The 14960-nt window shown below is 71.4% G+C and carries 14 protein-coding genes and 1 rRNA gene; all 15 read right to left on the reverse strand.

The genetic code is table 11. The annotated features are described in order from the left end of the window. Positions 1-1246: TIGR03960 family B12-binding radical SAM protein (locus ACWDS7_RS37645; protein ID WP_451933147.1), on the reverse strand; the 1246-nt coding region annotated here is incomplete at its 3' end. 17 nt (positions 1247-1263) lie between these two features. After that, the gene (locus ACWDS7_RS37650) at positions 1264-2163 is read right to left on the reverse strand and encodes a phosphotransferase family protein (RefSeq protein ID WP_451933148.1); all 900 of its coding nucleotides are present in this window, start codon (positions 2161-2163) and stop codon (positions 1264-1266) included. After that, positions 2160-3587 carry a hypothetical protein gene (locus ACWDS7_RS37655; RefSeq protein ID WP_451933149.1) on the reverse strand — a complete coding sequence of 476 codons (1428 nt, stop codon included), beginning with the start codon at positions 3585-3587 and terminating at the stop codon, positions 2160-2162. The genes ACWDS7_RS37650 and ACWDS7_RS37655 overlap by 4 nt, the downstream gene beginning before the upstream one ends. Positions 3588-3749: 162 nt before the next feature. Beyond that, entirely contained in the window at positions 3750-3974 is a 225-nt protein-coding gene (locus ACWDS7_RS37660) for a hypothetical protein (protein ID WP_306866403.1), read from the reverse strand. A 111-nt stretch (positions 3975-4085) separates the two neighbouring features. Then, positions 4086-5249, reverse strand: a complete 1164-nt coding sequence (gene rodA, locus ACWDS7_RS37665; protein ID WP_306866400.1) for a rod shape-determining protein RodA — start codon at positions 5247-5249, stop codon at positions 4086-4088. Continuing rightward, positions 5246-5368 carry a hypothetical protein gene (locus ACWDS7_RS37670; RefSeq protein ID WP_451933150.1) on the reverse strand — a complete coding sequence of 41 codons (123 nt, stop codon included), beginning with the start codon at positions 5366-5368 and terminating at the stop codon, positions 5246-5248. The genes rodA and ACWDS7_RS37670 overlap by 4 nt, the downstream gene beginning before the upstream one ends. Beyond that, complete coding sequence (gene mrdA / locus ACWDS7_RS37675; protein WP_306866397.1) at positions 5365-7428, reverse strand: penicillin-binding protein 2; 2064 nt, start codon at positions 7426-7428, stop codon at positions 5365-5367. The genes ACWDS7_RS37670 and mrdA overlap by 4 nt, the downstream gene beginning before the upstream one ends. Before the next feature lie 67 nt (positions 7429-7495). Beyond that, complete coding sequence (gene mreD / locus ACWDS7_RS37680) at positions 7496-8026, reverse strand: rod shape-determining protein MreD (RefSeq protein WP_451933151.1); 531 nt, start codon at positions 8024-8026, stop codon at positions 7496-7498. A gap of 2 nt (positions 8027-8028) precedes the next feature. Further along, entirely contained in the window at positions 8029-9108 is a 1080-nt protein-coding gene (mreC, locus tag ACWDS7_RS37685; protein WP_451933152.1) for a rod shape-determining protein MreC, read from the reverse strand. Continuing rightward, a complete protein-coding gene (locus tag ACWDS7_RS37690) occupies positions 9108-10139 on the reverse strand; it encodes a rod shape-determining protein (protein ID WP_306866388.1) in 1032 nt (343 codons plus the stop codon). The genes mreC and ACWDS7_RS37690 overlap by 1 nt, the downstream gene beginning before the upstream one ends. 190 nt (positions 10140-10329) lie before the next feature. After that, positions 10330-10740: a nucleoside-diphosphate kinase gene (gene ndk, locus ACWDS7_RS37695; protein WP_271223390.1), complete on the reverse strand. Its 411-nt coding sequence runs from the start codon at positions 10738-10740 to the stop codon at positions 10330-10332. A 94-nt stretch (positions 10741-10834) separates the two neighbouring features. Continuing rightward, on the reverse strand, positions 10835-13084 hold the full coding sequence (locus ACWDS7_RS37700; protein WP_451933153.1) for a hypothetical protein: 2250 nt from the start codon (positions 13082-13084) through the stop codon (positions 10835-10837). A gap of 11 nt (positions 13085-13095) precedes the next feature. Then, a complete protein-coding gene (locus ACWDS7_RS37705) occupies positions 13096-13464 on the reverse strand; it encodes a DUF4233 domain-containing protein (protein WP_451933154.1) in 369 nt (122 codons plus the stop codon). Beyond that, complete coding sequence (locus ACWDS7_RS37710) at positions 13461-14753, reverse strand: bifunctional folylpolyglutamate synthase/dihydrofolate synthase (protein WP_451933155.1); 1293 nt, start codon at positions 14751-14753, stop codon at positions 13461-13463. Before ACWDS7_RS37710 ends, ACWDS7_RS37705 begins: the two co-directional genes overlap by 4 nt. A 123-nt stretch (positions 14754-14876) precedes the next feature. Continuing rightward, positions 14877-14960, reverse strand: a 5S ribosomal RNA gene (gene rrf / locus ACWDS7_RS37715); the annotation flags it as partial.

The following is a 14960-nucleotide window of genomic DNA, read 5'->3' on the forward strand; positions in this document are numbered from 1 at the left end:
AGGTGATGCTCGCCTTCCAGAACCAGCCCTGGGTGTAGGCGGTGGTGACGGTCCGGATCAGGTCTTCCTCGGTGACCATCTTGTTGATCACCTTGCGCATCCGCTCGGAGCCGCCCTCCGGGGCGAACGTCAGGCCCGAGCGGCGGCCGTTGCGGGAGAACTCGTTGGCCAGGTCGATGTTGAAGGCGTCGACCCGGGTCGAGGGCAGCGACAGCGAGGTGTTGGTGCCCTCGTAACGGTCGGCCAGGCCCTTGGCGATGTCACCGATCTCGGAGTGGTCGGCCGACGACAGCGACAGCAGTCCGACCTCGTTGAAGCCGGATGCCTTGACGCCCGCGTCGACCATGTCGCCGATCGTGGTGATCGAACGCTCCCGGACCGGCCTGGTGATCATTCCGGCCTGGCAGAACCGGCAGCCGCGGGTGCAGCCGCGGAAGATCTCCACGCTGAACCGCTCGTGCACGGTCTCGGCCAGCGGGACCAGCGGCTTCTTCGGATAGGGCCACTCGTCCAGATCCATGACCGTGTGCTTGTGGATCCGCCACGGCACGCCCGACCGGTTGGGCGCGACCCGCCGGATCCGGCCGTCGGCGTGGTAGTCGACGTCGTAGAACCTGGGCACGTAGACCCCGCCGGACTCGGCCAGCCGCATCAGCAGTTCGTCGCGTCCGCCGGGCGAGCCCTCGGCCTTCCACTCACGGATGACCTCGGTGATCGCGATGGCGATCTGCTCTCCGTCGCCCAGCACCGCGGCGTCGATGAAGTCGGCGATCGGCTCCGGGTTGAAGGCCGCGTGACCGCCCGCGAGGACGATCGGATCGTCGTCGCCCCGGTCGGCCGCCTCCAGTGGGATGCCCGCCAGCTCCAGCGCGGTGAGCATGTTGGTGTAGCCGAGCTCGGTGGAGAACGACAGCCCGAACACATCGAACGCCCGCACCGGCCGGTGGGCGTCGACCGTGAACTGGGGAACGCCCTCGGACCGCATGAGCGCCTCAAGATCGGGCCAGACCGCGTAGGTCCGCTCGGCCAGCGTCTCGGGCATCTCGTTGAGGATCTCGTAGAGAATCTGGACGCCCTGGTTGGGCAGGCCCACCTCGTAGGCGTCCGGGTACATCAGGGCCCAGCGGACCGTGGTCTCGTCCCAGTTCTTAACGGTCGAGTTGAGCTCACCTCCGACATACTGGATCGGCTTCTGCACTCTGGGCAGAAGCGCTTCCAGGCGGGGAAACAGCGACTCGACAGACATGCGTCAAGCCTATCCGGCTAGAACGGGTGCCACAGGCGGTCGTCCCCCGCCCGCAGCGAGTCGAGCCGGTGCCGCAGCTCCTCGCCGGCCCGGCGGTCACGGTGGGCGTTGCGCAGCACGGCGGTGAGAGTCTGCAGTTCGCGCATGTCGCGCAGCACCGGATAGCCCTCCCAGCGCGTCGCGTCGTAGCCGTAGGCCTCGCTGAAATTGGACCGCTGCCGCTCGGTGAGCCCGAACCGGACCCCCTGCAGGGTCGGGATCAGATCGATCTCCCGCGGCCCCGCGCACACCCCGTCCCAGTCGCACAGCAGGAACCCGTCACGCGTCCGGATCATGTTCCCGCGGTGGGCGTCGCCGTGCGTCAGCCCGTACGGCAGGGCGAACTCCAGCCGCTCGTAGTAGATCTCGGCGAGTGTGTCGCAGCGTCCGAGCAGCCAGGCGCGGCCGTCGTCGTCGAGCGCGCGGCCGGCCAGGATCGCCCGGCGCACCGCCCCGAAGGGGTCGTGGGTCGGCAGCTCGAACGGCACCGGCGGCAGGTCGTGCAGCCTGCGCAGCAGCGGGCCGAGCTGCGCCGGGTCGGGCGGCGGCCCGATGTGCTCCTCGTGGTGCCAGAAGGTCGCCAGGAAACCCTCCGCGACGACCGGCTGCTTGATCTCCTCCAGCGGCCGGATGGTGGGGAAGCCCTGCTCGGCCAGCCAGCGGGTGACCCGGACCGAGGTCACCAGCCGGTCGAACTTGCCCGGCGTGGTCGCCTGCGCCAGCCGTACCACCACCCGCTCGGCGGGCAGGTGGTAGACGGTGTTGGCGAAGTCGCGCAGCAACGTGAAACCGGTGCTGTCCAGTCCGGCCTCCCGGCTGGTGTGGCCGAGCGCCGCGGCCGCCCGGGTGAGGAGCGGGTTTCCGGCGGCAATGGTCATCGTCCGCTCCTGTCCGAGATCGCGTGCCGGGCCTGCTGGGGGAGGCCGACGGCGCAGAAACTCTCGATCTGTCTGGCCATGTGCGCTCCTCCGGGTCTGGCCGACAGCAGCGCGCGGCCCGTGCTGAGGGTCGTGCCCAGGCTGCCGATGCGCCGGTCGGGCGGGAGCGCGAGGATCGGCGCCATGGCGCCCTCCGCACCCGCGGCGTCGCCCTCCATGAGGTGGGCGATCGCCAGGTGGGCGCTGGCCATGGACTCGCACCCGTAGGAGCGGTTCTCCGGATCCCCGGCGGCGTACAGGGCCAGCGACTCGCCCGCCGCCTCGATGGCCGCCGCCGAGGCGCCCAGATGCAGGTGGGTGACCGCCGCGTAGTAGCGCTCCTTGGCCGGGCGGAACGCGAACTCTCCGGCGATCTCGTCGTGCAGCTCGTCCGCCCCGGCCGCCCGGACGTCCGCCGCCCGGCGCAGCGCCTCCTCCGCCTCCCGGCCCCGGCCCATCAGCGCGTAGGAGCGGGCCCGCAGCATGTGCAGGCGGGTGGCGCCGGACCCCGCGCTCATCGAGGTCAGCCCCTCCTCCGCGTATCTGGCCGCGTCGCTGTAGCGCCGGTCCCACAGCGCCACCGAGGCCTGCATCCCGCGCGCCCAGCCCATCAGCGGCGCGTGCCCGGCCACCTTGCCGTAGGTCCAGGCGGCCCGGGCGAGGGTGTCGGCGGGGACCCGGCGGTCCATGTCCATGCTGACGTTGGCCATCAGCCCGCACAGCGCGCCGGTCAGGAAGTAGAGCTCCCGGGCCTGCCCGGGGTGGATGCGCTTGTCCAGCGCCCTGCGGGTCCGTTCCTGCAGTTCCCGCATCTCCACGAAGAGCGGCAGCGGGGCCTCGGCGACATAGCGTTTGCCGACCCAGATCACCTGGGTGCGCAGCCGCTCCAGCGCGCCCGAGCCCAGCTCGCTCGCCTCGGCCTCCTCGGCGTGGGCGCCCGCCTCGTCGGCCGCCGCCGAGATCAGGTCCAGGGCGGGGGGCCCGGACGGCACGGAGCGCAGCTCCTCGGGGGTGTAGTCGTTGGCGAAGCCGAGCTGCACGGGCCCGGTCTCGTAGAGGCGGCACAGCAGGTCCGTGTAGTCCCGGTCGGGCCGCGCCCCGGCCTCCCACTCCCGCCAGGAGCGCTCGGTCAGCCCGCGCCGCTTGACGCCCTCCCTGTCGCACAGGGCGTGGAAGTGCTCGATGGCCTCCTCCACGGTCCAGCCGTGGGCGAGCCTGCGGCATTTGAACCTGGTCTGCTGCGGGCAGCAGGCATGGATCTCGTCGACCATCTGCTGGATCACCGCCGCCGACGGCGGACCGGACACGGAAGCCAGCGTCCGGTTACGGATGATCGTCGCGCAGGCCAGCGCGGCGCGGTCTCCACCGCGTGAACTCTGGGTCATCGGCTCTCCCGGCCGTTCTCCGAAGGGGTCGCCGCCACGCTAGTGCGCCGGCCGGTGCCGGGTGGACCTGAGAGTCCGCCGCCGGCGCGGGAGCGGGCCCCCGCCATGAGGCGCGCTCCCCTCATGTTCATGAAGCGCACTCCCCTCACGGGCCGGACCCCCTCATGAACCGGCCTCCCCGAAGGGCCCGACCGTCCCGCCGTTGCGGAGCTGGGCCTGGAAGAGCTGCCCGCACAGGCTGCTCGGGGTCTCGGCGAACCAGACCGCCGGCGGGCTGCCCGCCGACACCGCGGCCCACCGGCCCTTGCTGAAGACGATCCGATAGTCGGGGAACGCGGTACGCAGCAGTTCCAGTGCCCGTTGCCGCTCGGCGAGCTCCGATGTCACGGCTCCTCCGTCATCGCGAGTTCCGTCATCGTTCCCAGAATGTTCGCTTGACCACCGCGACGCCAGTGAGAATCCGGGGCCACGGACATGCGGGCGGCTCTCATGTCGGGCCTAGAACGATTGTTCGCGGATGTGGATGGCCTGGAGCAGGCCGACGGCGATCATATTGGCGAAGGTCGCCGTGCCGCCATAGGAGACGAACGGCAGTGGAAGACCGGTGATCGGCATGATCCCGATCGTCATGCCGATGTTGACGAACGACTGGAAGGCCAGCCAGCACACGATCACTCCGGCCGTCAGCGTGCCGAACCGGTCGTCGCACTCCCGCGCGATCCGCATCCCGCGCAGCAGGATCACGCCGAGCAGGGCCACCACGGTGACCGAGCCGAGGAAGCCGAACTCCTCGCCCGCCACGGTGAAGATGAAGTCGGTGTGCTGTTCGGGCACGAACCGGCCGGTGGTCTGGCCGCCGTCGAACAGGCCCTTGCCGAACAGCTCCCCCGAGCCGATGGCGATCAGCGACTGGGTGCTGTTGTAGCCGACGCCACGCGGATCGCTGGCGGGGTTGAGGAAGGCGGTGAACCGGGCGATCTGGTACGGCTCCAGCACGTCGAGGAACCACACGGCCACCGCCCCGCCGGCCACGGCGAGGGTGAGGCCGCCGATCCAGCGTTTGCGGACCCCGGCGACGACGAGCGCGGCGGCCGTGATCACCCCGAGGACCATCGTGGTGCCCAGGTCGGGCTGGAGCATCACCAGTCCCATGGTGAAGACGCCCACCACCAGCGCTATCCCGACGTCCAGGCCGCGCGGCCGGTCGGTGCCGGCGGCGGGCTTGGCCAGCAGCATGGCGAGCATCAGCACCAGGCCGAGCTTGGCGAACTCCGACGGCTGGAAGGCGAACCCCCCGCCCACCATGATCCACGAGTGGGCTCCGTTCACGGTGGAGCCGAGCGGCGTGATCACCAGGAACAGCCCGAGCAGGGACAGGCCGTACACCAGCGGCGCGTAGGCCCGCAGCCTGCGGTGGTCGACCATCGCCGCCGCGACGGTCAGCGCGGTCCCGATGCAGAGGTTGAGGATGTGCTTCTTGACCAGCCCGGTGGACCCGGGCGCCCAGGTCCTGGTGGACGACCAGACCAGCATCGTGCCGATCACCGCCAGCGCCGCGACGGCGACCAGCAGCACCCCGTCCATGCGGCGCACCGCCGAGGTCGCCACCACCGCCCCGCGGGTGAGGGACCCCCTCCGCGGCGCGGCGACCGTCCGGCTCATCGCGCCACCGCCGCCGGACCGTGGAGAACGCCGCCGCGCACCACCAGGCCGTGGAGAACGCGGCCGCGCGCCACCGGGCGGAGCGGGGCACCGCCGTGCGCGGTGGTCGTGCGACTCATCGCGCCACCGTGCCGTCCCGTTTGATCATCGGCGGCTCGGCGGCGGGGCGGTGGGCCGGCAGTGCCGCCTTGGTCTGCCCGCCCGTGGGCGTGAAGCCGTAGATGCCCTCATAGATCTTCCGCGCGGCCGGAGCCGCCGTCTGAGCGCCCATGCCGCCCTGGGAGACCATGACGACGACCACGAAGCGCGGCTTGTCGGTCGGCGCGAACGAGGCGAACCAGGACGTGTCGGCCTTGCCGTAGACCTCGGCGGTGCCGGTCTTGCCGCCGATCCTCACCTTGTCCATGGGGAACCCGACGAAGGCCCCGGCCGCCGTACCGTCGGAGGGGACATCGCTCAGCGCCCCCTTGATGTAGGCCCGCTCCTTCGCCGAGATCGGCAGCTTCCGCACCACCGGCACCTTGATCTCCTTGACCATGGTGCCGTCCGGCCGCACCAGCGCCCAGCCGAGCCGGGGACTGCGCAGCTTGCCGTCCCCGACCAGCGCCGCGTAGGCCGCCGCGAGCTGCAACGGGGTCACCAGGACGTCGCCCTGGCCGATGGAGAAGTTGGCCGCGTCACCCGGACGCCACTGGTAGCCCTCCAGGCAGTTCTCGTACGCCAACTGCTTGAGGAAGGCGGCCCGGCTGGGATCGCTCTTGGCCACCTCCGGATAGCCGGTCTTGGCCCGCTTGCAGTTGTCGGCCTTGGTGGCCGACCAGAGGTCCTTCTTCCACTGCCGGTCGGGGATCCGCCCGGCCGACTCGCCCGGCAGGTCGACGCCCGTCAGGCTGCCGAACCCGAAGGCGCGCGCCATCGCCGCCATCGGCTCCTTGGTCCTCGCCTTCGGCTTCAGCCCGCCGTCGCGCAGCCACTGCTCGTAGGCCGCCCTGTAGAAGATCGTGTCGCAGGACTTCACCAGCGCCGTGTGCAGGGTGAGCGTGCCGAGCCCGATGCCCCGGAAGTTGTTGAACGGCCGGCTGCCCACCATGTAGGAGCCCGGGCAGTCGTATTGACCGTTGAGCGGGTAGCCGTCCCGGAGCATCGCCGCCACCGACGACACCTTGAACGTCGAGCCCGGCGCGAACTCCCCCTTGATCGCCCGCGACACCAGCGGCTTGCCGACCTTGCCGGACAGCAGACGCTGGTATTCGGCCTCGGAGATGCCGCCGGTCCACACCTTGGGGTCGTAGGTCGGCGCGCTGGCCAGCGCGATCACCCGGCCGGTCTTCACGTCGAGGACCACCGCCGCCGCGCCGTCGGCCGTGGGCGCCGACTTCATGGCCTCGGCCAGGGCCTTCTCCGTCACGGCCTGCACCTTGGCATCGATGCTGGTGATGAGCGTGTCGCCGGGCGTCGGCGGCACCTGCCGCTCCACCCCGATCACCTTGCCGAGCCGGTCGACCTGCATCCGTCGTATCCCGGGAACCCCCCGCAGGGCGCTGTCGTACACCGATTCCAGGCCGTCCCGGCCGACCAGGTCCACCCCGGAGAAGACCGCCTTGGACCCGGCCCGCCGGTCCATCTCGGCCTGCGTGATCGGCTGCAGGTAACCCAGCGCCTGCGCGCCCGCGCTGCTGCCCGGATATTCGCGCACCGCCTGCACCTCGGCGGTGACCCCGGGGAACTCCTCCTGCCGCTCCAGGATCTGCAGGGCCTCGCGGGTGGTGACGTGGTCGTCGATCGGGATCGGCTGGTAGGGCGAGCCGGGCCAGCAGGGCCTGGTGACCCCCGGCCCGCACGCCCTGATGCGCTCGCGCAGCTCCGCGGGCCGGCGGTCCAGCACCGAGGCGAGCCGTTGGATCACGCCCCTGCCGTTGCCCTCCATCCGGTTGAGACTCGTCCGGTCCACCGACACCACGAGCCTGGTCCGGTTGCGCACCAGCGGCCGGCCGGCCGAGTCGAGGATCTGCCCGCGCACCGCCGGCACCACCACGTCGCGGGTGCGCGTCTCGGTCGCGGCCACCACGAACTCGTCACCCCGCACCACCTGCACCTGCCAGAGCCGTACGGCCAGCAGCGCCAGCAACGACACCACCAGCACCTGCAGCACGACCAGCCGGCCCCGCATCCGGGTCATGTCCGCTCCTCACCCCACGGCGCGCCGGAACACGGTCCGGCGATCCCGTGCCCGTCGACCCGCCGGCTCATATGCGCCCCCGCGCCAGATGCCTCACCGGTTGCAGGCCCCGCCTCCGGGGCCCCCGGACGACTCTCGTCACCACCCACACCATCGGTGGCACGGCCAGCAGGTTGTAGAGGGCCGCCTGGGGCAGCGCCGCCGTCAGCATGGGCTGGCTGATCCGGTCGTCGCCGAGCAGCGCGCCGACCGCCACGGCGACCAGCGGGCCGACGGCCGCGCAGGCCAGCGCCGTGAACAGCCCGGCATCCGGATAGCTCTCCCCCACCCGTCCGGCCAGGAACCCGATCAGGCACAGCACCAGCGCCTGCTGCCCGAGCACGTGCGCGGCGGGTGGCAGCACGTCACCGGCCAGCCCCGCGCAGAACCCCGCGACCGCGCCTGCGGAGGAGCCGCGGACCAGTGCGTAGCCCACCACGGTGAGCAGCACCAGGTCAGGCGCGCCCGCCCCGGGCAGCGGCAGCCGGTTGACGACCGTCACCTGAAAGACCATGACCAGCAGGAACAGCCCCACCGAGAGCACGTCACGCCCGCTCACCGTCAGATCCCCTCCCCCGGTGCGCCGGGACCGCGCAGCGCCTCGGGCTGCTGCGTGACCTCCGCCCTGTCCGGCACCGCGGGCCTCTCGGAGGCCTCGGGCCTGGGCGAGGCGTCGGGCTCCGGTGAACCGTCGGGCCTGGGCGGCGCAGCGGGCTTGGACGGCGCTGCGGGCTTGGACGGCGCTGCGGGCTTGGACGGCGCTGCGGGCTTGGGCGGCGCTGCGGGCCGCACCGCGTCACGCGGCCCGCGCCGCGGCGACTGCACCACCACGCCGACCACGTCCAGCGCGGTGAAGTCGGCGTACGGCCGCGCGTAGGCGATCCGGGTCAGCTCACCGGGCGTGGCCTCCACCCGCTCCACCACCCCGATCGGCACCCCTGCCACGTACGGCACGCCGCGCTGGGAGCCGAAACTCACGATCCGGCGGCCCGGCACGATCTGCGCGGTCGAGTCGAGCAGCCGGAAGCGGAGCTGGCGGCCGCTCTCCCCGATCCCGTGGACCACCCCGATCTCGTTGCTCCCCTCCAGCCGCGCGCCGGCCGCCGAGGCGGGGTCGCTGAGCAGGACCACGGTCGAGGTGGACGTCCCCACGTGGACCACCCGCCCCACCAGGCCGTCGCCGTTCAGCACGGTCATCTCCGGACGCACCCCGTCGGCGCCGCCCACGTCGAGCTCGACGGCCTCCTCGAATCCGGGTGTGCCCCGCCGGGCGATCACCTGAGCAGTAACGATCTTGTATCCGGCGGTCCCGGCGACCCCCAGCAGACGGCGCAGCTCGGTGGAGTGCCGGCGGTCCAGGCTCTGCGCCACCAGATCGCGTCTGAGCCGCTGGTTCTCCGCACTCAGCGCGTCGATGCGGCGCTGCGCGTCGGGCGCGCCCACCATCGTCTCGAAGAACCGGCCGACCGGCCGGACGACGCCGGCTCCCGCGCTCTCGGCGGTGCCGAACAGGGTCGTGCCGACCCCCCGCAGCGACCCGAGCGGAGAGTCGTCACCTGCCCGATGGTCCACGGTCATGAGCACGAGCGCCGCGGCCAGCAGCAGCCCTAGGCTCACCCGTGCCCGACGCGTGTCTTTCATCAGTGCCGCGGCTCCGAGACCAGGACCTGCTGCAAGGCCTCGAAATCCTCGACGCACTTGCCGGAGCCGAGCGCGACCGAGTCGAGCGCGTTGTCCACCAGGTGGATCGGCATGCCCGTCTCGTCCTTGAGCCGCTCGTCCAGGCCCTTGAGGAGCGCGCCACCCCCGGTGAGCGCGATCCCCCGGTCCATCAGATCGCCGGACAGCTCCGGCGGGCACTTGTCCAAGGTGGTCTTGACCGCGTCGACGATCGTGTTCACCGGCTCCTCGGTGGCCTTGCGGACCTCGTGAGCCGACACGATTATCGTCTTGGGCAGGCCGCTGACCAGGTCACGGCCCCGGATCTCGGCATGCCCCTCCTCGGGGAGCACGCAGGCGGAACCGATCGCCATCTTGATCTCCTCGGCGGTCCGCTCGCCGAGCATGAGCGAGTATTCCTTCTTCGCGAAACTGATGATCGCCTGGTCCAGCTCGTCGCCGCCCACCCGGATCGACTGGCTGGTCACCACACCGCCCATCGAGATGATCGCCACCTCGGTGGTGCCGCCGCCGACGTCGACCACCATGTTGCCGGTCGGCTCGTGCACGGGGAGCCCCGCACCGATCGCGGCCGCCATCGGCTCCTCGATGATGTAGACCTGGCGCGCTCCCGCCTGGTAACCGGCCTCCTTGACCGCCCGCTGCTCGACCCCGGTGATCCCGCTCGGCACCGCGATGATGATGCGGGGCTTGGCGAAGTGACGGCGCCTGTGCACCCGCTGGATGAAGTAACGGAGCATGCGCTCGGTGACGTCGAAGTCGGCGATGACGCCGTCCTTGAGCGGCCTGATCGCCACGATGTTGCCGGGGGTGCGGCCGATCATGCGCTTGGCCTCGATGCCGATCGCGACGATCTTTCCCGTGGTCGTGTTGATGGCGACGACCGAGGGCTCGTTGAGCACGATGCCGCGACCCCGAACATAGACGAGTGTGTTGGCGGTGCCGAGGTCGACTGCCATGTCGCGGCCGAGAAAAGAAAGCTTGCTGCTCATGGGGAAGGCGACCCTCCTCCCGTGGGATCGTCGGCGAAAACTACAGAACGCACTCGAATCGTAACGTGACGTACCCACCCTTGAGCGCAATGAGCCCGCCAGTTCCAGGAAAATCTTAAGACGTGTCAAATACGTCGAGCCTCGTCATCCCCAGGGATGACGAGGCTCGACAGGGCCGGAGGCCAGGGACCTAGAAGCGGTCCGGGAAGAAGAGCTTGATCTCACGGGCGGCGGACTCGGGCGAGTCGGAGCCGTGGACCACGTTCTCACCGATCTCCAGGGCGTGGTCGCCGCGGATGGTGCCGGGGGCGGACTTGACCGGGTCGGTCAGGCCCGCGAGGGAGCGGAAGGCCTCGATGGCGCGGGGGCCCTCGGCGACCAGCGCGACCAGCGGGCCGGAGGTGATGAACTCGACCAGCTCGCCGAAGAAGGGCCGCTCGGAGTGCTCGGCGTAGTGCGACTTGGCGGTGTCGGCGTCCAGCGTGCGCAGTTCCAGCGCCGCGACCTTCAGGCCCTTGCGCTCGATCCGGGCGATCACGTCGCCGATGAGACCACGCGCGACACCGTCGGGCTTGATCAGGACAAGAGTGCGCTCGGACACTGAGGTTCTCCTTTGAACGGGGAGGATGACTCGCGGACTGCGATGAACGCGCGAAGTTTACCGCCCTCGGCCCGATTCCCCATGCTCGGCGACGTCATGACCGGGCGGGCCCGTCCCCCGGCGCGTCTTCCGGTGACGGCGTGGGCGGCGGCACCACCGGCAGGGTGCCGGTCTTGTCCGGCTGTGGCCTGGGATCCGGCTGCGGCCTGGAGAAGGGTCCGGGCCGGTCCCGCCTGTCCTGTCCGGGCCCGCTGTCGCCCTGCCCGTCCCGTCCCGACCTGCGGCCGTCCCGCCCGTCCTGTCCGGATCCGCGATCCCGTCTGTCCTGTCCGGATCCGCCGACCTCTTGCCCGTCCTGTCCGAGCCTGCGGTCGCCCTGCCCGTCCTGTCCGGACCCGCGGCCGTCCCGTCCCGACCCACCGACGTCCTGCCCGTCCCGTCCGGATCTGCGGCCGTCCCGCCTGTCCTGCCCGGACCCGCGGCTGTCCCGCTCATCCCGGCCGGACCCGCCGTCGCTCTGCCTGCGCTGCCTGCCATGTCTGTCCTGCCTGGGCCCGGCACCGCCTGCGCCGACCTCCGGCCCCCTCTCCGCCACGGCGCCGGCCTCTCGCGAGGGCTGGAGGCCGGCGAGAGGCTCCAGCTCGGTGGCCGGCTCCGGGATCATTCCGGGCTCGGCGGCACGCCGGACAGGCGGGCGCGGCCATGCCGCAGCCTCCGATGCCGGCGTCTGCCAGGTGGGGGCGGGCGCCTCGGTCCCCGAAGGGCTCTGGACGCCGGAGTCATCGAACGCCCCGGCCCGGGACGCCTCGGCCGGTGCGACGGCGTCCGTGCCCGCCGACACGGACCCGGCGGAGGCGGCGGGCCCGGTGAATCCGTCGGGCCCGGCGGTCGTGGCGGATCCGTCGGACCCGGCGGTCATGGCGGTGCTGGCCGTACCGGATCCGTCGTCTCCGGCGGACGGGGACCGGCGGGCCAGGACGGCGCAGAGCACGATCACCGCGACCACCAGGCCACCGCCCATCAGCGCCCACAGGTGGAGGGCGCCGACGAACCCGTCGACCAGCGCCTGGGAGGTCGTGGCCTCCTTCAGCCGGATGACCTGGACACCGCTGCCCAGCAGGAAGCCGGAGAGCACCGCCGGGAAGAACAGCGACAGCGCGAAGAGCGCCGCCCCCGGACCGGACGAGCGCAGCGCGGAGGTGAGAGCCACCGCGGCGCCGACTCCGAGCAGCACGAACGGCAGGATCAGCGCCGGCCCCTCGGCGGCGGGAAGGAGCAGCCGTACGGCGCACAGCCCGGCCACCACGACCACCAGGCCACCCGCGCCGACGAGGGGCAGGGCTCCGTCGCCCAACCGGCTCACCAGTGCCGCGGCGGCGAGGCCCGCGACCCCGGCGATCACGAAGGCCGGCCACAGCCCGGACAGGCCCGGACCGCCGAGCCCACCGAGCTCGACATAGGTGACCTGGGCGGCGGTGGGCAGGACGACGACGCCCACCGCGAGCATCGTGTAAGCGGGCACCCGCCCGCCGGCACCGGCGAAGGCGCCGATCCAGAAGAGCGCGAGGACCGACACCACAGCCGCCAGGACCAGCAGCCCCGGTGGCCAGTCGAAGGTGCTGCCCAGGGCAAGCGCGGTGATGCCCACGGCCGGCACCACCGCCGTCAGCAGGCGTCCACGCTCGGCGGTGGCCGCCCCGCCTGCCGCGGCGCTCTCACCGCTCCTCATCCAGAGCACGAGATAGACCGCCGCCAGCACGAGCGCGACGCCCGTGAGCATCGGATAGGGCTGGAGCGTGACCCTCCAGGACCTCACCTCGTCCAGGGGCCACAGGGCGAGCGCCTGGGCGGTCAGGAGGCTCACCGCGAGCATGCCTCCCCACACGGCACGCAGGAGCGGCGAGCGCTCCGAGACCGCCACCAGGGTGGCGGGCACCAGCAGGCCCGCACCGACCCCGTGCAGGACCCGCAGCACCCCCACCAGCGGCGCGGAGTCGGCGAAACCCCCGGCCGCGTCGGCCAGCGCCAGCAGGGTCAGCCCGGCGACCAGGATCGGCGCCGCCCGCACCCGGCGCACGGCGACGGCGGCCAGCGGCACCGTCAGCACCATCGCGGGCAGCGCCAGCCCGTGCGCCCGCACCATCGCGATCTGCGAGATCTCGGGCGGGAGCAGGGCGGCCACCACCGAGATGGTGTTGGGGATGGCGACGATCGCCAGCGGGAGGACCACCGCGACGAGCAGTCCGAGGATGACGTCGAGCACCGTGGAGACACCGAGCGTGCGCGCCAGGCCCTCGGGCCCGACGGTCACCGCCCGGGTCGGTTGAGTGGGAGGGACGGCCATGTTGGCCGACTTTAGCGGGAAGTCACGCCCTCGACACGGCGAGCGACGAATATCGCCGTGATCCACAGTGCGGCGAAGATCGCGCCCAGGAAGAACATGGTCGGAACCAGGAAACCCGCGGCGATGGCGAGCACCTGGATCACACTTCCCATGATGTAGGCGAACGGACGTTTCAACATGCCCGCGACCAGGACGCACAAGACGGCCAGACCGATCCCGACGGTCACCGCGACGGTCGGCTCGACATTCTGGGTGTTGATCGCCACCGGGGTGAACAGCCCGATGACGATCGCCTCCATGCCCAGCACGCTGGCACAGAGCCGCCGCATGCCCGGGGTGACCGTGATCAACCCCCGCTTCTCCTCCGCCGCCCCGCTCACGTGGGCTCTCCCGCCTTGAGGAGCAGCCGGGCGTCTCCGGCGGTGACCACGGAACCGGTGATCAGCACCCCGGCCCCGCTGAACTCGCCCATGGCGTCCGCCATCTCGATCGCCCGGTCGATCGCACCGTCCAGCCGCTCGACCTGGTGGACCCGGTCCAGTCCGAAGATCTCCTCCGCGAGCGCCGCGAGTTCGTCGACGTCCATGGACCTGGGCGAGGAGTTCCGGGTCACCACGATCTCGTCCATCATCGGCTCCAGGAGCTCCAGGATGCCCTGGACGTCCTTGTCCTCGAACACCGCCACCACGCCGATGAGCTTGGCGAAGTCGAAGGACTCCTGGACGGCCTCCAGGGTGGCCTGGATCCCGCCCGGGTTGTGCGCGGCGTCCACCAGCACCGTGGGGCCCCGCCGCACGACCTCCAGCCTGCCCGGCGAGCTCACCTGCAGGAACGCCTGCCGCACCAGCTCGGCGTCGAGCGGTTCGTCTCCTACGGTCAGAGCCTCGACCGCGGCCAGGGCGCAGGCCGCGTTGCCGGCCTGGTGCGCGCCGTACAGCGGGAGCATGACCTCCTCGTAGGTCCCCTTGAGGGTCTTGAGGTGGAGCAGCTGGCCGCCGATCGCGAGCTCCCTGCCGAGCACGCCGAACTCCAGCCCCTCGCGGGCCACGGTGGCCCCCACCTCGGCCGCCCTGTGCAGCAGCACCTCGGCGGCGGGGAGCTGCTGCTGAGCCAGCACGGCTGTCGCCCTGGGTTTGATGATGCCGGCCTTCTCCCCCGCGATCGTCGCGATGTCGGGGCCGAGATAGTCGACGTGGTCCAGGGAGATGGGGGTGATGACGGCCACGGCGCCGTCGGCGACGTTGGTGGCGTCGAAGCTGCCACCCATGCCGGTCTCGATGACGGCGACGTCGACGGGCGCGTCGGCGAAGGCCGCGAAGGCCATCGCCGTCAGGGTCTCGAAGAAGGAGAGCCGACGCCCCTGGGCGTCGATCATCTTGAGGTACGGCTCGATGTCCTCGTACACCTCGACGAAACGCTCCTCGCTCAGCGGGGCTCCGTCCACGGAGATCCGCTCGCGCATGGAGACCAGGTGCGGGCTGGTGAAACGGCCGACACGGAGGTTCCGCTCACGCAGGATCGTCTCGATCATCCGCGTCGTGCTCGACTTGCCGTTGGTGCCGGCGACGTGCACGACCGGATAGGAGTGCTGTGGGGAACCGAGCACGTCCATGAGCGCGGCGATCCTGTCGAGAGTGGGCTCGAAGTTCCACTCGACGCCGCGTTCCATGATTGCCAGTTCAACCGCTCGATAGTCCACGCCCCAAGCCTACTGACCTCGCGGGCGGTCCTCCTCACAGCCCCGGAACGCAGGAAAGGCCACCCCCGAAGGGATGGCCTAACCTGAATGATTGTCCGGCGGCGACCTACTCTCCCACACCGTCCCCGGTGCAGTACCATCGGCGCTGAAGAGCTTAACTTCCGGGTTCGGAATGTA

This window comes from Streptosporangium sp. NPDC003464, assembly GCF_053588315.1.